Origin of the sequence: Metamycoplasma orale ATCC 23714, from assembly GCF_000420105.1 — a bacterium.
GTDB classification, from domain to species: domain Bacteria; phylum Bacillota_I; class Bacilli_A; order Mycoplasmatales; family Metamycoplasmataceae; genus Metamycoplasma; species Metamycoplasma orale.
The window spans coordinates 1-19370 of sequence record NZ_ATUH01000006.1 but is presented as its reverse complement, the minus strand read 5'-3'; the positions used below and the strand labels follow the sequence as shown (position 1 = coordinate 19370).

18 protein-coding genes and 2 tRNA genes are annotated in these 19370 nt (G+C 24.4%); 7 read left to right on the top strand and 13 right to left on the bottom strand.

From position 1 onward, the window contains the following. Positions 1–12: 12 nt before the first annotated feature. On the top strand, positions 13–843 hold the full coding sequence (locus F795_RS06480; RefSeq protein WP_022935986.1) for a hypothetical protein: 831 nt from the start codon (positions 13–15) through the stop codon (positions 841–843). A 45-nt stretch (positions 844–888) separates the two neighbouring features. Here F795_RS06480 and dnaK read toward each other — a convergent pair whose 3' ends face one another. From dnaK to dnaE, 9 genes are all read right to left on the bottom strand, one after another. Further along, on the bottom strand, positions 889–2862 hold the full coding sequence (dnaK, locus tag F795_RS03405; RefSeq protein WP_022935985.1) for a molecular chaperone DnaK: 1974 nt from the start codon (positions 2860–2862) through the stop codon (positions 889–891). A gap of 168 nt (positions 2863–3030) precedes the next feature. After that, entirely contained in the window at positions 3031–3954 is a 924-nt protein-coding gene (locus F795_RS0101580) for a nucleotide exchange factor GrpE (RefSeq protein WP_022935984.1), read from the bottom strand. After that, on the bottom strand, positions 3944–4966 hold the full coding sequence (hrcA, locus tag F795_RS0101575; protein ID WP_022935983.1) for a heat-inducible transcriptional repressor HrcA: 1023 nt from the start codon (positions 4964–4966) through the stop codon (positions 3944–3946). Before hrcA ends, F795_RS0101580 begins: the two co-directional genes overlap by 11 nt. Before the next feature lie 131 nt (positions 4967–5097). Continuing rightward, a tRNA-Arg gene (locus F795_RS0101570) sits at positions 5098–5174 on the bottom strand. A gap of 6 nt (positions 5175–5180) precedes the next feature. Then, positions 5181–5255: transfer RNA gene (locus F795_RS0101565), tRNA-Cys, on the bottom strand. Between the two features lie 66 nt (positions 5256–5321). Beyond that, entirely contained in the window at positions 5322–6248 is a 927-nt protein-coding gene (locus F795_RS06475) for a hypothetical protein (protein ID WP_022935982.1), read from the bottom strand. Positions 6249–6257: 9 nt separating this feature from the next. Beyond that, the gene (locus F795_RS0101555; protein ID WP_022935981.1) at positions 6258–7157 is read right to left on the bottom strand and encodes a DnaD domain protein; all 900 of its coding nucleotides are present in this window, start codon (positions 7155–7157) and stop codon (positions 6258–6260) included. Between the two features lie 206 nt (positions 7158–7363). Continuing rightward, positions 7364–8248, bottom strand: coding sequence for a 5'-3' exonuclease (locus F795_RS0101550; RefSeq protein WP_022935980.1), 885 nt, complete (start codon positions 8246–8248; stop codon positions 7364–7366). Next, positions 8248–11214: a DNA polymerase III subunit alpha gene (gene dnaE, locus F795_RS0101545; protein WP_022935979.1), complete on the bottom strand. Its 2967-nt coding sequence runs from the start codon at positions 11212–11214 to the stop codon at positions 8248–8250. Before dnaE ends, F795_RS0101550 begins: the two co-directional genes overlap by 1 nt. A gap of 241 nt (positions 11215–11455) precedes the next feature. On the opposite strand from dnaE, the gene F795_RS06470 reads away from it, so the two are divergent. Beyond that, entirely contained in the window at positions 11456–12292 is an 837-nt protein-coding gene (locus F795_RS06470) for a hypothetical protein (protein ID WP_022935978.1), read from the top strand. Here F795_RS06470 and thiI read toward each other — a convergent pair. Next, on the bottom strand, positions 12282–13430 hold the full coding sequence (gene thiI / locus F795_RS0101535) for a tRNA uracil 4-sulfurtransferase ThiI (protein WP_022935977.1): 1149 nt from the start codon (positions 13428–13430) through the stop codon (positions 12282–12284). The two genes, F795_RS06470 and thiI, sit on opposite strands and share 11 nt — an antisense overlap. Positions 13431–13441: 11 nt before the next feature. Then, the gene (locus F795_RS06465) at positions 13442–15166 is read right to left on the bottom strand and encodes a hypothetical protein (protein WP_022935976.1); all 1725 of its coding nucleotides are present in this window, start codon (positions 15164–15166) and stop codon (positions 13442–13444) included. 63 nt (positions 15167–15229) lie between these two features. Here F795_RS06465 and rpmG point away from each other — a divergent pair, with 63 nt between their 5' ends. The 3 genes from rpmG to nusG are packed head-to-tail and all read left to right on the top strand — an operon-like array spanning position 15230 to position 16191. Beyond that, positions 15230–15376, top strand: a complete 147-nt coding sequence (gene rpmG, locus F795_RS0101525) for a 50S ribosomal protein L33 (protein WP_022935975.1) — start codon at positions 15230–15232, stop codon at positions 15374–15376. Beyond that, the gene (secE, locus tag F795_RS06460; RefSeq protein WP_022935974.1) at positions 15376–15594 is read left to right on the top strand and encodes a preprotein translocase subunit SecE; all 219 of its coding nucleotides are present in this window, start codon (positions 15376–15378) and stop codon (positions 15592–15594) included. The genes rpmG and secE overlap by 1 nt, the downstream gene beginning before the upstream one ends. A 9-nt stretch (positions 15595–15603) precedes the next feature. After that, positions 15604–16191 carry a transcription termination/antitermination protein NusG gene (gene nusG / locus F795_RS0101515; RefSeq protein ID WP_022935973.1) on the top strand — a complete coding sequence of 196 codons (588 nt, stop codon included), beginning with the start codon at positions 15604–15606 and terminating at the stop codon, positions 16189–16191. A 227-nt stretch (positions 16192–16418) separates the two neighbouring features. Here nusG and F795_RS0101510 read toward each other — a convergent pair whose 3' ends face one another. Beyond that, entirely contained in the window at positions 16419–17519 is a 1101-nt protein-coding gene (locus F795_RS0101510) for a leucine-rich repeat domain-containing protein (protein ID WP_022935972.1), read from the bottom strand. 121 nt (positions 17520–17640) lie between these two features. Then, positions 17641–18288, bottom strand: a complete 648-nt coding sequence (locus F795_RS06455; RefSeq protein WP_022935971.1) for a DUF402 domain-containing protein — start codon at positions 18286–18288, stop codon at positions 17641–17643. A 124-nt stretch (positions 18289–18412) separates the two neighbouring features. On the opposite strand from F795_RS06455, the gene trmB reads away from it, so the two are divergent. Both trmB and F795_RS03390 read left to right on the top strand, forming a co-directional pair. After that, a complete protein-coding gene (gene trmB / locus F795_RS0101500) occupies positions 18413–19030 on the top strand; it encodes a tRNA (guanosine(46)-N7)-methyltransferase TrmB (RefSeq protein WP_022935970.1) in 618 nt (205 codons plus the stop codon). Positions 19031–19183: 153 nt separating this feature from the next. Continuing rightward, positions 19184–19370, top strand: a 187-nt coding sequence (locus tag F795_RS03390) for a helix-turn-helix domain-containing protein (protein WP_040538414.1), incomplete at its 3' end; no start/stop codon positions are given.

The window sequence follows — 19370 nt, the reverse complement described above, 5'->3', positions numbered from 1 at the left end:
ATAATTAATAATATGATTTTACAAGACAAAAAGAATGAAATACTTAAAAAATTTGTTGATATATGTAATGAATTAAATATATGATATTCAATGGATGAAAAAAGTTTATTACTATTATTTAGCAATAAAGATTTTATAAATAATTTAGATTGCCATACAGTTATGATGACACTTGATGGATATGAAACTTTAAAAGCAAATTATTCAAATAATATATTAGATAATATTAATAATTCAGAATATAGGGCTTTACAATGTAAATTTGTAGAAAATAATTCTGATATATATTCAGATCAACCTTTTATTAATATAAACTTATTAATTCCAACTAAAATTGATAAATTACATAAAGTTATCAATTTTAAAAATCGTTATTTAAGTTCTCTTAATAATATTCTTTCTTACAAAGATACAAACATTTTAAGTATTAAAACAAAATTGTTTTTCAATAAACTTTTAAAAAGACATTTTAGTCTTTTAACTTTTAAAAGTTTATATAATGAAATTTACGATGAGCACTTTGAAGGATACATAGTAACCAAAAATATTATTAACAAAACTTTATATAGCAAATGAATTCCTAACTTATCATTTAAAACTTTGGAAAAAGATTTAAATGATTTACCTCTAAAAATAATTTACGAATATGAAACATATTTAAGAAATATGTATGGTGAAAATTATCCAAGCTACATTGTTAAAGAATCTAATATTAGGCATATAAATCCAATTGAACTTTGAGACATATCAAAAATTAATAATTCTAAACCTACTACTAAAGAAGATACAAAAGAAATATTAGTAAGTAAGGAAATTAAAGAAGATATTAATTCTCAAGAATAAAAAATCACAATGCGTTTTAACACTGTGATTTTTATTATCTACTTATTATTTTTTGTTTGGTTTTTTAGTAGTTGAAGATTTTGAAGATTTAGTTTCTTTTTTAGCTTTTTCTTCTTTTTTAGGTTCTTCTTTTGGTTTAGAAACTTTTACAGATTTAGTTTTTGAAGCAGATTCAGACTTAACTTCTTTATCAATTTCTTTTTTAGCTGCTTCTTTATCTGAATCATTAATTACGATTTCATCGTATTTTTCTTCTTTTGGTTTATAGTTAGGGTCGTATTCACTATTTCTAAGAATTTGAAGAGCATCTTGCATTCTTTTATCAAAGTCTTTTAATTTTTCTTCAAGAGCATCAATGTCTTTTAAAACAATTAATTCTTTAATTTCATTAAGTTCTTGAGTAATTGCATCTTTTTGAGCTTGACTAGTATTTTCAAATTCTGTACTTGATAATGCTTTTTCAATTTCAAAAACAAGTGATTCAGCTTTAACAATTGTTTCAACTTCACGAACTTTTTTCTTATCGTTTTCTCTATTTTCTTCGGCTTCTTTAACAAGTTTTTCAACTTCATCTTTTGAAAGTTCAGATGTATTTTGAATAGTAATAGTTTGTTCTTTATTAGTTTTGGTATCTTTTGCAGTAACTTTTGTTATACCATTAACATCAATTGAGAAACTTACTTCAATTTGAGGAACACCTCTAGGTGCTGGTTCAATGTTTTCTAAATTAAATTGTCCTAAAATTTTATTTGCTGAAGCAATTTTTCTTTCACCTTGAACAACCATAACAGTAACAGCGGTTTGGTTATCAGTAGCAGTTGAGAAAATTTGTGATTTAGTAACAGGAATAGTTGTGTTTCTTGGTATTAATGGTGCCATGATGTCACCTTCAACTTGAATTCCTAATGTTAAAGGAGTAACGTCAAGTAATAAAACATCTTGTACATCGCCTGCTAAAACACCACCTTGGATAGCAGCACCTGCTGCAACCACTTCATCAGGGTTAATACTACTATTTAATTTTTTACCTAAAGTTTTTTGAACTAATGCTTGAACAGCAGGCATTCTTGTAGAACCACCAACCATTAAAACTTCATGAATTTCAGCAGCAGTAATATTAGCTGAAGCAATAGCATCATGTAAAGGTTTCTTAATTCTTTCTAATAAATGTTCTGTCATATGTTCGAATTCTGATCTTTTTAAATCTAATTCAACATTAATAGGACCATTTGAACTCATTGCCAAGAATGGAAGAGAAATGTTTGCAATAAGAGATTCTGATAAAGTAATTTTTGCTCTTTCTGCTTCTTCTTTCAATCTTGCTAAAGCCATTTTGTCTTTAGACACATCATATGAGTATTTTTCTTTAATTTGTTTAATAAGTCATGCAACTATTACATTATCTCAGTCATCACCACCAAGTTTATTATCACCTGAAGTTGCTAAAACTTCAAATGTACCAGTTTCTATTTCTAGAAGTGAAACGTCAAATGTACCCCCACCAAGATCGAATACTAAAACTTTTTTGTTTAAGTTTTTATCTCCTTGTAATCCATATGCAAGTGCAGCTGCAGTAGGTTCATTAATAATTCTAACTACATCAAGTCCAGCAATAATACCAGCATTTTTAGTAGCTTCACGTTGTGAATTATCAAAATATGCTGGAACTGTAATAACAACTTTCTTAACTGGTTGTCCAATTTTCTTTTCAGCATAATCTTTTAAGTAAGAAAGAATAATTGCACTAATTTCTTCTGGTTTATAATCTTTTCCATTAACATGAATTGTTTTTGATGAACCCATTAATCTTTTTACTGATGCAACACAATCAGGATTAGTTTCAATTTGTCTTTTTGCAACTTCACCCACAATTGTTTCACCATTTTTAAATGCAACTACTGAAGGAGTAGTTCTTTTTCCGTTTGGATTTTCTAATATTTTTGGTTGACCATTTTCCATAACTGCAACTACTGAGTTAGTAGTTCCAAGGTCAATTCCTAATATAACTTCTTTAGCCATATTTGCCTCCGATATCTTTTTAATTTTGTTATTTATTTTTCTTTTTTATAAAAATATTTTTTAATGTAATACATATATTTTAGCACTTTAAACAAAAGAGTGCTAAAAAAAATAAAAATTTTTTCTATGTAAAAATAAAACCTAGCATTGCTAGGTTAATATCTATAATTAATTTGCTTCATCAGGAGAAGGAAGATCTATATTTTCTTCAACTACACTATTAATTGTTTCTTCGGCATGTTCCTCACTAGACTTAATAGGCTTATATCCCTTTGGTCTAGCTACTACAACTAATGCTGGTTTAAGAGTTCTGTCATGTAATTTATAACCTTTTAATTTTACTTCAGTTATAGCATCAGGAGTTGCATTTTTCTTTTCAACAATTTCATAAATTTGATGAATATGTGGATCAAAAATGTCACCTATTTTTGGTTTTATTTTAGAAATTCCAGTATCTTCTAAAATATTATCAATTTGATTAAATAACATTTCAAAACCTTTTGCATAATTTGCAACAGCATCATCTTTTGATTTAGAAGCATATTTTAAAGCATCTTCAAAATTATCTAATGGAACAATAATTCTTTCAAGAAATTTTTGTAGCGCAAATTTCTTTCCTTCAGTAATTTGTGCTTCCATGTGCTCATCATTTCTTTGAACATGATTATTAATTGCATCTTGCGCTTTCTTTTGCATATCTTCAAGTTTAATTTTGAAATCATCGCTCATTTTCTTGTACTCAGTTGTTTCTTTTTCTAGTTCTGACTTTAATTCTGCAATTTGTTGATCACGTGCTTCTATTTGAGTATTTAAGAATTTCATTTCAATAATTAAATTAACAAATCTTTCTGGGGTTTTGTTATATTTTAATAATGTAATTTCAAAAGTATTTTTTTTGTCTTCAGGATTTGTATAAATAAGTGTTTTATTTTTTTCAAATTCTTGTGTAATTAAAAAGTTTTCAATTCTTTCATCAAATGGATCTAAACCTAAATAAATTTTAATTTCTTCTTTTGGAAATGTTTTTTGAGGTTTGCCTTTTTTAAATTCACAAATCTTAAATTCCAAATAATCAAATTTTTTAATTTTCATTATTTTTCTCCTTAATAAGTTTTTCTAATAAATCAAGTGTTTCAAAACTTTCTTCAAAATTTATGTTGGAAGGTCCAACAACACTTAGTTCCTTAATGTTTTCATTATTTTCAAAGTTAATTCTTTTACTAATTATACTTAAATTTGGTCTAGATAAGTCTAATTTAATATTATTATCTTCATCAACATTGTTTTCAATAGTTTCTCAAACTGATTGTTCCTCAATTAATTCAAGTACTTTTGCTATCTCTTCACGGTTTATATTTTTAGATAATATAATAGCATTTTTGTTATATGCTTTAGTATTTGTTTTTTCTTCAAAGACAAAAATTGTTTTAATAAATTTTTGTAATATTAATTCATAATTTTTTATTTGTTTAGCAAATAATGGAGCTAAAGCTTTGGCTTTATCGCTTAATTCAATTAATGGTGTATCTATTAATCTTTCTTTAAATAACCTAATTGCAATTTTTAAATCGCTTAGTTCAATTTCTTTTTTGTTATAGTTAAACATCTTGCTATCAACTTTACCACTGCTTGTTACTATAACAACTATAGCTGAACTATCATTAATAGGTGTTAGTTGAATGCTTTTTAAAGTTTCACTAGCATTATTAGAAGTAGCAACAACAGTAAAGTTAGCCATTTTAGAAATTATGGAAGCTGCTTCGTCAATTGTTGCATCTACTCTAATTCTTCTTTTAGCTAATAAATCATCTAACTTTTGGTTAAAGTATTTGCTTGGATCATAAACTAAATACTTTGCATAATATTCTAAGCCAAAGGTCGATGGTATTCTTCCACCTGAAGTATGTAACTTTTCTAATAAATTAAAATCTTCTAACTCAGACATTATATTTCTAATAGTAGCTGATGAACATTCTAATTTGTTTTTTTCAAGCAATTTTTTTGAACCAATTGGCTCACCAGTTTCAATATAAGCTTCAACTATTAATTTGAATATTTCAGACTGCTTAGCACTTAAATTTAAATTTTTATCATTTTTATCCATTTAATCTCCTATTATATTTAATAAAAGAATAATTATATTTTAGCACTCTTTTAGCACCTTATTTAATTAATTGCTAAATATAATAAAAAAGATATCCACATATAGGATATCCTTTGCTCACTTTCGTGATATGGCGCGCCCAGCAGGAGTCGAACCCACAACCTCTTGGGCCGTAACCAAGCACTCTGTCCAATTGAGCTATGGGCGCATAAAATGGAGCCACCAACCGGATTCGAACCGGTAATCAAGGTGTTGCAGACCTATGCCTTGGCCGTTTGGCTATGGTGGCAAGCAACACGACGTTTAGCCATTTAATTATAATATATTTTTAAAGTAATTGCTAAATAAAATTAAGTTAACTTTTTTTAGCAATAAATTTATGTGTTATTCTTGCAATTGTATTTCTAAATAAATTTTCTAATTTAATTAATCCTGCATTTTTGTCTCTACCAAAACTAGAAACAATTGAAACATTTTTATCGGTAATATCTGCAAGTGAAGAAATAAAAACCGGTAGTTTATTAGTTTCTCTTCTTATTAGAATATCAATTAATATATTAATAAATCATTCAGGTTTAGTGCCGGTTCCTAATTTGTTAACAAATAAATATTCTACTTCCATAAGTAAAGAATTTACTTCAGCAATAACTTCTTGATTTTTTAAATTTAAAGAATAAAAATTCATTAAATTATCAATATCTACGAAAATTACAGTTTTGTGCTTACTTGTGCCATACAAGAAAGATAAATATTTCATTATTTTTCTACTATTAATATAGTTTTCATCAACTAATAAAAGACCTTTATCATAAGGCTTAGTAGTTATAATTTTAATTATATTTTGTAATGCTTGATCAAAAAAACCAAGCGCTTTATTTGCTTCAATTAAAATACTTCTAGGCTTAGACATTTCAGGAATATTAAAATAATCTTGAATATCATCATCTAAAGGAGAAATATTAGTTAATCAAAAGTTATATGACTCAATTTGTTTTTTATAGGCATTTACATTACTAAAATCTATTTCTAATAAATTAGAATTATTTAGTTTTAATTTTCATTGAGGTTCTTGATCTGCATTTTTAATTAAATGATCATAGTACATACTTAAATAATTAAAACCAAGAGCAATTTGCTCTTTGCTAAGTTTTAACTTATTAACAATTGCAACGATTTTAGGGTGACTTAAAATTTTTTCTTTTAATTTTTCATCCCATAAATTCAAATTTTTGCCAATGTTTTGTTTCGAATTAATATTTTTAATTTTGAAAAAATCTTCCATAATTACCTACTACCAACTATATTCGCCACTAAGTTCTAAAAGTTTATTAGGATTAGTTTCCAAATTATTATTTAAATTATTCATTTCTTCTTTTGAACTATTATTTGCATTTTTAGAAGCTAATGCAAAAGCTAAATCAGTATCAATTTGATGTGCCTCAAAAAGATTCTTTTCGCGATAACTTTTTGCAATTGTTAAAACGTAGTTAATCACAAGTTTTCCATTAATTGCAAATGAATGATTAATTATTAAATTAATAGCACTATCACTAAAATTTGATTTTTTAAGATTATTAACTAATACTATATAAGAAGTAATAGGTTCCCTTTTTGTCATGCATTTAATAAATTCAAGAGGTGAAAGTTTAAAACATAAATCATGTGTATTAGTTATATTAAAATCAAAATTTAAGTTTTGTACTTCAGAATTTAGTACACTTTTTACGTCATAAATTTCAGAGTATTTTTTAGAAATGTCAACAAGGTTATTTTTACTATAACTATATTTTGCTTTACTATTAACAAGTTGTTCGAATAATTCTCTACCTATATTATTAATAATAAGAGAAGAAATTAATTCATTTTTAGCTAAATGATTTACATCTAAAGGTTTCTTTAATTCAATAATGATATTATTGTCATAATCAAGATAAGACTTAATTAAACTAATAGCCTCTAATTTTTCTCTAGCATTAGAAAGTTCATCTATACTTATACTTAAAAGTTTAGATACAGTAGAAAAACTATATTTCTTATTAATAGACCCATTATTAAAATTAAAACTATCAACTAAATGGTGATAAAGCAAAGTTGCATTATTACCAATAATAGGCCCATAAAATAGTCTTAAAGTTCTAAGGTCATTGTTATCAATATTGTCTAAAGTTTGTAAATAAAAATCGTTGTTCATTTCCAACACCTCTTTTCAAAATTTGCATATATCTTAGAAATAATTGTAAATGGTAATAATGCAAACTCCTTAATTTTTTGGCCAGTAATACTAAAAACATAAGTTATAAATGTAGTTATTAACATTAAAAAATTAAAAAACATCCCTTGCACAAAGGGATATTTTTTGTTTCTAAAATGTTATAAACATTAAGTAATGTAAGTAAACTAATATTTTGTCCAATAGGTTAATTTATTTTTAATTACTTTTAATTCAAGCTCATTTAAAAATTTTTCAGCTTCTTCTGAAAGTTTAAAATTCTCTAAACTTATTTCTTTTAGTTCTTGAACTCAAATGTCAAAATCTGTTCTCAAAGTGGCTAAATATTTATCTCTAAGAGCTTCCTCTTTATTAGCAATTAATTTTTCTTTAACTGATGGTTTTAATTTATCTAAATTAAAATAAATATTTTCAAGAGTTCCATATATAGAAAGTAATTCAATAGCACTTTTTGTTCCTAAGCCTGCTACTCCTTTAAAATTATCACTTGAATCTCCCACAATTGCTTTGTAATCAATAACTTGATTTGGATTAAAATCATAATAATTTTTAAAATTAGTTTTATCTAAAATTACAGTTTCAGATTTTATTTTTTTAATAATAGAAACATTATCACTTATTAATTGGTTTAAATCTTGATCACCTGAATATATTAAAATTTCAGCTTCTGATGAAAACATAGATACTATTTTTGCAATAATATCATCTGCTTCAAAGCCATTAACAAATTGGTTTTTTATATTTAACATATTAAGCAATTTTTGTATTGAACTTAATTGTTTATAAAAATCTGGAGAAGCTTTTTTTCTATTAGCTTTATAATCTTGCAAGGTTTCATGTCTAAAAGTTTTAACTTGAGAGTCAAAAGCAATAAAAACATGACTAGGCACAAAATTATTAACTAAGCTAATAAATACATTAAAAAAACCAACTATTTCATTTGTTGATTCACCCTTTGAATTTTTTAAAACTGCAACGGGGTTATGCAATGTAGCATAATAAGATTTATATGCTAAATAAGTTCCATCAATTACTAATATTCTATTCAACATTATATTTTCCACCAATCTAATAATAAGTATCTATCTTCTTTTTTAATTAATTTAATTTTTACAATTGATTTTGACATATCCGTTCAATTTTTGTCTTTTAGTTCATTATATGCTTGAACTATAATTTTCTTACTTGAATCTTGAAAATCTATTGAATAATATGGCTTATTAAATTTAGTCATTCTTCTTGTAACTTTATTACAATATACATAAATTAAATATTCAACATTATTTCTTAAATCATTTAATCTCATACCATCTTTTTCATATTTTGAAGTTATTGAAAAATTATATGGAGAACCTAAAAGTTCAACTTCATTATCGGTTTGAGCTAAAAAGTCTGTTTCTAAAATTTTGTCTGGCTCATAATTTAAAATTTCTTTTTCACTAATTTTATTAGGATTATTTTTAAAGAAATTAGCTAGTATTTTTAAATCACTATTATTTTCAATTTCATTTAGTAAAGTGGCTTGATTATAACCAAATTGTCTTAAAGCACTAGCTTTGATTAAAAGTGAAAGTGTTGAATTACCAAATTGATTAATATAACTTGAAGCTAAATAAAAGTGCTCAAAATTTTTATAAGGGCCATATTTTTTTCTATTTTCAATAATTTCTTTTGCGGTTTCTGGTCCTAAACCTTTAATCATGATTAAAGGTAAATATATTTTATTATTATAAATAACTGAATTTATATCTGAAATATTTATATCAGGAGATAAAATATCAATATTGTTTGATCTAGCTTCTGCTACATATTTACTTATTGTTGTATGTGACCCATGCGCAGAAGAAATTACAGAATTATAAAATTCAAGAGGATAGTGAGTTTTTAAATATGCAAGTTGGTAAGCTAAAGTTGCATAAGCAACTGCATGTGATTTATTAAATCCATAATCAGCAAACTTTTCAATATTATTATAAATTTTTAAAGCATCAGTACTTGAAACATTATTGCTTAAAGCATTTGCTAAAAATTCCTTTTTAATTTTTGGGAGTTCATCATGTTTCTTTTTAGAAATGATTCTTCTTATATTGTCAGCTTCTGCAAATGACATATTGGCAATTGCTTGGACAATTTGCATAATTTGTTCTTGATAAACAATAACACCATAAGTAGGTTTTAATATCTCATCATATTTTGGATGGATTTTTGGCATTTCTTCTTTACCAAATTTTCTTTTAGCATATACGTCTAAGTTTTCCATAGGACCAGGTCTAAATAAAGAAATAATTGCAACAATATCATCAAAGTTGCTAATTTTAACTTTTTTAATTGCATTTATCATTCCAAAACCTTCAAGTTGAAAAACACCTGCAGTATTTCCACTTGACATTAAATCAAAAGTTTTCTTATCATTATAATCTATGTCTTTAAGTTCAAATTTGTTTCCACGTTCATTAATTTCATTAACTATTTGTTTAATAGTCGTTAAAGTCTTAAGGCCAAGGATATCCATTTTAATTAACCCAAATTTTTCAAGATATTCCATACTAATCTGCGATTGTTGATATCCGGACAAATCATAAGTTGGAATTAACGTATTAAGCTTTTCAGGGCCAATAATTATTCCGGCTGCATGCGTTCCAGTTTGGCGATAAAGGCCTTCAAGTTTAGTAGTTTCAGAAACTACTTTCATAGCTAAATAAGGCTCAAGATTATCTAAAACATCAATGGCATTTCTAAAAATTTTATTATGTTCATATTCTTCTTGCAAAGAAAGTTCAGACATTGAAATAGCTTTGGAAATATTATTAATAGTAGATGAATTAACATTGTGAATTCTTAAAACATCTCTTATTGCAGATTTCTTACCAAGTGTAGAAAATGTAACTATATTGGCTACATATTCCTTGCCATACTTTTGCTGTATGTAATCTAAAATTTCTTGACGTCTATCATCTTGAACATCAATATCTATATCAGGCATTGAAACTCTACTTGGATTCAAAAATCTTTCAAAGATTAAATCATACTTAAGCGGATCTATTTCGGTTATATTTAATAAATAACAAATTAATGAACCAGCTGCTGATCCTCTACCTGGCCCTATTGCAATATTATTATTTTTTGCTCAGTTAACTCAATCTTGAATTATTAAAAAATAATTTTCAAATTTTAATTTTTGAATAATATCAAACTCAAAATTTAGTCTTTCAATATATTCATTGGTTCATTCTGCTTTCTTAAATTTCTTAGGAATATTCTTCATTATTAAGAATTTTAAATAATCAAATGAAGACATGTTTTCCGAATTTTTAAATTCAGGAATTACATATTTAACTTCATTAATTTCAAAATAACTTGATTTTAAAAATTCGTTTGTTTGGTTAATTAATTTTTCTTCTAACTTATTTTTAGTTTCAAATTCAAAATTTAAATTATATAAATATGTATTATTTTTTTCGTCATTTAAAGAATGCAAAACTTCAATAATTGCATTATCAGCAATGTCTAAAATTTGATTGCAATTAATAATTAATGTCTTATTTAAGTTTTCAGTAATAAAATCTTCGTTAGCCTCTAAATCAAAAAATTGGAATGAATAAAAGTAATTACTAAAGAAATTTTTTTGTTTAGTTAATGCATAAAAACCAAGAAGTGGATGTTCAACAATAGCAATATCTTTTATTAATAAAAGATCAGCTAATGTTATATCACTATTATTGATTGCCAAATTTGATAGCAAAAACAATGATTTAAGCCCTTCTTTTGATTTGGGGTATAAAATATATCTATATTTTTTATCTGCAATTTTTGCATCTAATTCTAAACCAAAGATTGGCTTAAAATTAGTATTAAAAGTTTTGGCTAAAATGGGACCATAGCTAAAAAAGTTATTAATTTCCGTTACAGAAAAATAGGAAATTTGATTTTTTTCTAGGGTCTTAAAAAGATCATCAATAGAAATTGTGCTATTGAAAAATGAGTAAACTGTATTTAAATGTCCATTAATTAATTTCATATTTATTATTATATCTATTTTTTGTTTTTATAAAAATTAAGATTATAAAATGTTTTAAGCAAGTTCACTAAAAATTAAGTTATCTTAAAATTAAATGTTAATTTAGGTTATCATACATTTTAAGTTTTATAATATTTAATAGTTAAAAAATGAAGAAACTAATTTGTTTATATTTAGTTTATTAACTGTTGTACCTTGTTTAAATACATCAACTACACTAAAAAAATAAGAAGGTTGTTAAATGAAAATTAAAAAACAAAACATTTTATTTTTGCCATATTGAATACTACTTTTTTTGTTTCAAGTGTATTTAATTGCAATGACCATGTTTTTAAAAGCCGATAAAAATATTAATGACAGTTATTTTTTTTCAACTATAAATCAAATATTTTTAATTGCTCCTTCATATATTACTCAATTACTTTTATTATTATTGATGCTATGTTTATTTTTAAATTTCTTTTTAGTAAAAATATATTATGCGAAAAGAAACATACAATTAGACAATAAGCAAATGAACAAATTATATTTAAACATTTTTTTATATTCGTTAGTATCATTACTTTTAACTTTTGTAATTAATATAATCATAATATTTAATAAACAAAATTACTTTGAAATAATTAATCAAAGAATTCAACAAAAAAAGTTAGTTTATTTACATTATACAAAAGCTTTTGAATTTTTGTATGTTTATATATTTAGATTAATTTACTGATTTGGATTAAATTTGTTATTTATTAAAATAACAAATAATGTAAGAAAAGGAATACTATTCTTTTTTATTCTTATAATAATATATTTAATTTCGCTTATACTTGGAATATTACTTTACCAAATTGTTCATGATAGGCTTATAAATTACATTATCATTTTATTAAGTTCAATATTCTTTCCCGAAATCATTAATTCTTTATATTCATTAAAAAATATAACAATGACTATGAGCCCATTACTTAGCAACATATATTTAATTAATTTAGTCTACATCCCAGCATTTATTTTATTAATCGTTTTAATAGCTAAATTAAATAGTAAACCTTTTATGACTATAAAAATAAAAACCACTAAATTTTAAATTTAATAATTTCTACTTTTTCTATTGCTTCTTTTTCAAATTCTTCTAGAACACCCAGTTCTTTTTCTAGCTCAATAACCTTTAATAAATTAGGTTTGGTAGTTGGGTTTTTGGGTGCAAATAATTCGCAGCTTTCGCATGCTTTTTGAATAGAAATATCATGTGTTTTAATTTGCTTAGCTATGTTAATTATTTCATTTTTATCGTAAGTTAGTAAGGGACGATATATTAACAAATCAGTCACTTTTGAAATGGTTGACATTGACTCTACAGTTTGGCTTGCTACTTGAGCTAAACTTTCACCGGTTGAAAGTGCTAGCATTTTATTTTTTTTAGCTATTGCATTAGCAATTCTAAAAAAACTACGGCGCATCAAAGTTATTCTATATTTTGGTTCACTTGTTAAACTAAGCAAATTCATTATCTTAGTAAAATTTATTTGATATAAAGTTGAAGTACATTGATATTTAGTTAAATGACTAACAATGTCTTTAATTTTATTTATAGTTTTAAAATCAGTGTGTGGCGGTGTAATAAAATTTAAAAAAGAAACTTTTAATCCTTTCTTTTGTAGCAAATAAGCAGCCACAGGAGAATCAAAACCACCGCTAATTAAATGTAAGCAAGAACCCGCAGTTGCTAAAGGCATTCCCCCCAATGCTTCAATTTTGTCAATAAATATATATGCAAACTTATCTCTTATTTCAATATTTATACAAATGTCAGGGTTTTCTAATTTAACAATTGCTTTAGGAAAAAGCTTAGAAACAAAATTGCCAAAATGTATGTTTAATTCTAAACTGGTCATTGGGTAGTTTTTGTTATGACGTCTTGAATTAATTGCAAAACTATTAAATGCTTTTTTATCTAAAAGTTTACTAATAACTTTTTGTATATCTTCTAAAGAAGTAGAAGTTTCGATTACATTAGAATAAGAAGAAAGACCAAATATATAATTAAGCTTTTCTAAATTTTCTTTTGAATAATTTATAAAAGCTCTATCATATTCGACTTTGATTTCTTCTTTTGAAAAATAAGCAAGTAAATTTTGTTTTAAAGCTTTAATAAAATCTTTTTTATTATCACCTTTTAAAGTAAGTTCTCCATACCTTAAAAGTATTTTATTATATTCAATCATGTTTCTCTTTTCTAATTGTATGTACTTTTAATATAACTATTGATTAGTTCAATAGCATCTAAATATTTACTACGATTATTTAATTTTAATACTTCATTGTAAAGTATTTCAAGTTTTTCATCATTTATAATATTTGGCCCAATCTTTCTTATTACAACTTTAGACAAATAAGCGCTTTGAATGACTACATCTCATTTATTTAATATTTCTTTATATATTTTATTAAGTTCTTTCATATCATCTTTAATTAAATATAAGTCATAATTTTCATTAGCTAGGTTTAAAGCAATTTTACTATGTAATTCATTTAAACTTTGAATTAATTCTTGATCCTTTTCTTCATTAACTTCTATTTTATAAGTATTGAGTAAAATATTGAAATTAACTATTTTTTCTTGTAAAATTTCAAATTCTTCAATAATTAATTTTTTTTCATTTTTATATGTGTTAATACTATTTTCAATTTGATCTTCTAAATTTAATATTTCATTAGCTTTTTCAAGATTTCTTTTAAGTTCTAATAAAATACCAAAAGGTGTAAGTATAGCGCTATATTTTTTATTAATTATATTTAAACTATTTAGATCATTGTCAATGAAAGATTCTATTTTTTCTAAACTTTTTTCTATATTTGAATAAAAAATCATTTGATTTATTTCTAATAATTTTTTTAGATTAATTCTAATGTTTTTATATTTGTTACTTATTTTTTTCCTAATTATAGAAAGATCATTTGAAATGCTATTTAAAAGTTTTATACTATTTGTTTCAGCTATCAATTTAATATTTTCAATATTAATTTGTTCTAATATGGAAAAGAATTCTGTTTGAAAATCTAATTCATCATTTGAAAAATCGAGAAGTTTAAGTGAGTTTCTTAAATAAGTTAGAGTTTTAAAAATATTTTGATCAAGAGTTTTTATGCTATTAATTTCAACTTCACTTGTTTCTGATAAGTTTGCATCACTTTCCTTTTTAACTAATTTTTTAAGTAAAGTCGGAATTTGAGTATCAATATAATCAAAATATACAAAACCATGTGAATAAACTAAATTTTTTTCAATTAAAAGTCAAGCATAATCAATTAACTTTTGTTTGTTATATTTTTTACTTTTTTTAAAATAATCATCATTATCAAAAAATGAATTTATTTCATATATATTTTGGTCTATTTGCAAAATTTTATTATTAAAGAAGTCTAATTCTGAAGTTTTATCTTGTCTGCTTTTTAATAAGTTCTTATTTATAATATTTAATTTTGATTTTAATTTAAACATTTTATTTGAATAAAAAGTCTGAACTTGTATATATTTATCCAATTTATTAAAAATGCGTTTTAGACTTTTAAAAGTTTTTTTACAAAATCTATATTGTTTAAATAAAGAAAATAGACATTTAATTTCAAATATGCTATGTTTTTTGTGTTTAGCATTTTCAATTAAAAGTGCATTAGATTTTTCGCCAAAAATTTGCGACAATGTAAAAAAATCATTTTGCAAAATTGAAGCTTCTTTCTCAACTTTTCTAAAATTTGTATTTGATTTTTTATATTGATCAATTTGTTGATTAAAAATATTTATTTCTTCTTTAAATTTACCAATTTCAATTTCCATATCATCAATATTTGTTGAAAAAATATTAGGATATATTTTATTAAAACCTAAATAAATAAAAAGTACTAGTCCAACTAGTAACGATATTAAAAATATTAATAAAAGAATTGTTACTTTATTCATATAAAAATAATTATAAAGATATATTAATAATAAAAACTTAAAAATTTTATATAATAATAAAATATGTTAAAAACTAAAAAGATATCATTAGCCTGCGAAATTTGTGATAGTAAAAATTATACTGTTAATAAAAGCAATTCAAAAAGGTTAGAAATTAAAAAATTTTGTAAAAAATGTAATCAATCAACTTTGCATAAAGAGGAAAAATAATGGCTGATAACAATAAAGAAAATAAAAAAACTCCTTTAGTAGATTCGACAATAAAGAATTTTATTAAAGAAGTCAAAAGAGTTAATTTTCCAAAAGCTACCAAAGTATTTAAATGATTAGGAATTACACTTGCATTTCTAGCTGTTATGGCTGTTTTTTGTTTTTTAATTACATTAGGATTCACAACAATATGAACTAAATTAGGAATTAAATCTTAGGAGATAATTATGGATATAAATGATAAAGATTTTAAATGATATATGATTTCTACATTCTCTGGTAAAGAAGATAATGTTATTGATGCACTTAAAAATAAAATAGTAGCTGAAAAAATGGAAGATTTTTTCAAAGATATAAGAATTTTTAAAATGCCACATCTTACTACCAAAGATTTAGAAAAGAAATCACGTGGCGAAGAAGTTATGCCTAAAATGGTAAATATATATAAAGGATATATTTTCCTTAGAATGGTAATGACTGATGAAGCTTGATACTTAGTCCGTAACACTCAATATGTTACGGGTCTTGTAGGATCATCAGGTCAAGGTGCAAAACCAACTCCAATAAGTAATAAAGACTTTGAACAAATGGTTAAGAAAGAACAAAAGCTATTGGAAGACTTTAATAATGGAATAATTGAAACAATCTTTAAAGAGGGAACCTTAGTTAAAATTATTAATGGACCATTTAAAGATGAAACAGGCCTTATTATTAAAAACAATGATAAAGAACAAAAAGCATTTGTTATGATTGAACAATTTGGTCGTGAAGTACCTACTGAATTTAGTCATAAAGATTTGGAAATATGTTCATAAGAAGTATCCCGACAGGGGATATTTTTTTATTCTCACTAAAATAATTTTCAATAAATGTAAAACAATATCAATAGTTCTTGTTTTTCTAGTAAAAAATTTAAAAAGTGTAGTACACCAAAACTGCTAAAAATGTGTGTAAGACAAAAAATGAAAATTAATAATTAAAAAAGATAGTGATTTAACCACTATCTTTTAGATTGATTATTTTTAAATTAAACTATAGCAAATTATTCATAAACAACTATTGTTTCATCAACACCTAATTCTGCTCATACTCACTTAATATCTGCTTGTTTAACTTTAGATTTAATACTTGTTAATTTTTTGCAAAGTGCAAATGCTGATTTATTTATTTCTGTTACTGTACTTGGAATAGTAATAGTATTAATAGCTGATTTTGCAAATGCTGCTTGACCTATTGAAGTTAAACCTTCATTAAGCACTACATTTTCCAATGCTGAACAATTTAAAAATGCAGATTTTTCAATTTTTGTAACTGAACTAGGAATAGTAATTGATTGCATTTTTGTTTGAAAAAATGTACCTTCGTCAATTGTAGTCAAACCTTCATTTAAAGATACATTGGTTAAATTAGCGCATCCCAAAAATGCTTTTTTGCCAAGTGTTTTAACAGTATTAGGTAAAGTAATTGACTTAATATTTGATTCAGAAAAGGCTTCTTCTCCTATTGTAGTTAAACCTTCATTTAAAGATACATTGGTTAAATTAGCGCATCCCAAAAATGCTTTTTTGCCAAGTGTTTTAACAGTATTAGGTAAAGTAATTGACTTAATATTTGATTTAGAAAATGCTTCTTCTCCTATTGTAGTTAAACCTTCATTTAAATTCAAATCTATTTCTAACTTACGACAACCAAAAAATGCTCTATTTCCAATTTGTTCTAATGAATTTGGTAGTTTTATATCTGCAATTTCTGTGCCTTCAAATGCTGATTCACCAATGGTAGCAAGACCTTCATTTAAAGTAATTTTGTCTAAAATAGAATTTAGAAATGCTGATGCACCAATTTCTTTAATTGATTCAGGTAAAATAATTGACTTAACAACAGTGTTATTTGCAAAAGCTTGGGCGCCAATTGCTTCTACTTTCTTACCTTTAAATTCAAAAGGAATATTTACATTTTCTTCATTTCCTTTGTATTTAGCAATTACATAATTTCCGTTTTTTTGTTGTTGAAAATCAAAACTTTTTAATAATTCTTTATCTTTTTCGCTTGTTTTGTCGCAACTACTTGAAAATAAAGTAATTGGTAAAATAGACAATCCTGATACTGCACTTGCTAATATTAATATTTTATTTTTTAACATTTTTATCTCCTTTATTTATTTAAATTTTTATTAATGTCTATTAAAATAAATAGTTATTTAATAATAATACAAATATTATAACATATAGTCAAAGAATAAAATTGCAATTAAAAAAATCAGACTAAATATCGCCTGATTCTTTTAGCATTTTTTCTAAGCCATTTACTAATTTTTTGGAAAAAATCCCTGCTTGAACTTTAAATTGTCCATACAAAAAATCAAGTTCATCATATAAACGATAAATTAATTCAATTGGATATTTATAATTGACAATAGATTGCTTAAAATCGTTTCAGTCTATCACATTAAATTCGTGATCAATATAACTTTTAACATCTATATCATAATCGATGTATTTTAAGACACCTTTATCAATATAAAAAGGGCTTGACAAATTAACATAAATATAATTGTGCTTATTTTTATTTAATGTAATAGTTGCATTATAAAATCTATTTTTAGCAAAGAAAAATAGAATTGGATCGCTTGCTACTCATGTTATATTTTTTTCGGATACTTTGGTTTTATTTAGAAGCAACACAACAAAATCTTCTAAGTTTGCAATAATTTTCGCACCTTCATATTGTCTATACAGTTCTCCATCGTGTTTGAAAGCTAAGATACTAGTAATTTGGCCAATATCAAATAAGTGACGTTGTTTTTTAGGTTTTAGCAATTGTGAATTCTTATTTTCTACTTTGTGATTAGTTTCATATTCCTGAAGTAAATCATCAAAACTTGTTATTTTTTTGCTTTCATTTTCTTTCATTATTAATACCTATATATTTTATAAATTCTAATTATTTGTATTTAATTTCAAGATATTCTACATATCTACATAACTATTTTAAACTAAATAAATTATATTGGCCTATATTTGATAAAATAATTTTATGCGACTCAGATTCAACAAAGATGCTATTAATAATATTATTAATAGCAAATATAATATAGATTCTTTCCCTTTTACATTACCAAAAAATTCAATTCTAGAAATTGGTATGGGAAAAGGGAGAATGATAACTGATATGGCTTTTTCTAATCCTAATAATTTTTATATTGGTTTAGAAAAATATGCGACAGTAGCTGAAAAAGCCATCAAAAAAGCTAACGAATTAAAACTTAACAATTTTAAAATGATAATTGGCGATGCTAAAAACTTAAGGGAATATGTAGATGGTAAATTTGATAATATATGAATTACATTTTCTGATCCTTGGCCTAAAAAAAGACATATCAAAAGAAGACTTCTTTATAGAGATTTCTTAAATATTTATAAGGATGTATTAAACCCAAATGGAAATATTTATTTTAAAAGTGATAATGATGGTTTATATGAATTTGCATTAGAAGAAATGCACGAATTAAAATTGAACATAGTACATACTTGCACCGATTTACATAATTGCGATTATTTTAAAAATAATTATTTGACGGAATATGAACAAAAATTTAAGGATCTTAATAAAAACATCAACTTTATAATCTTTAATTATAAAAAATCAAACTAAATAGTAATAGTTTGATTTGCTACATTGCAACATGAAGTGCAACACTTGACAAATTTGTTAAAGTTGTTGCATTTTTTTTATAAAATAAAATTGAAGGGATACTTTTCCCTTCAATATAACTCTTATGCATTGCTTAAAAAAAGAGGTTACAATATGAATTATACACATATTAATTATGAAGAGAGAGTTTTAATTGAACATTATTTTAATTTAAATTATTCAATTAATAAAATCGCTAAAGAAATTAATAGATCTCCTTCTACTATTTCTAGGGAATTAAAAAGAAACTTTGATAGCAACATAATGAATTACAATTCGAACTCTGCAAGTCAATTAGCAC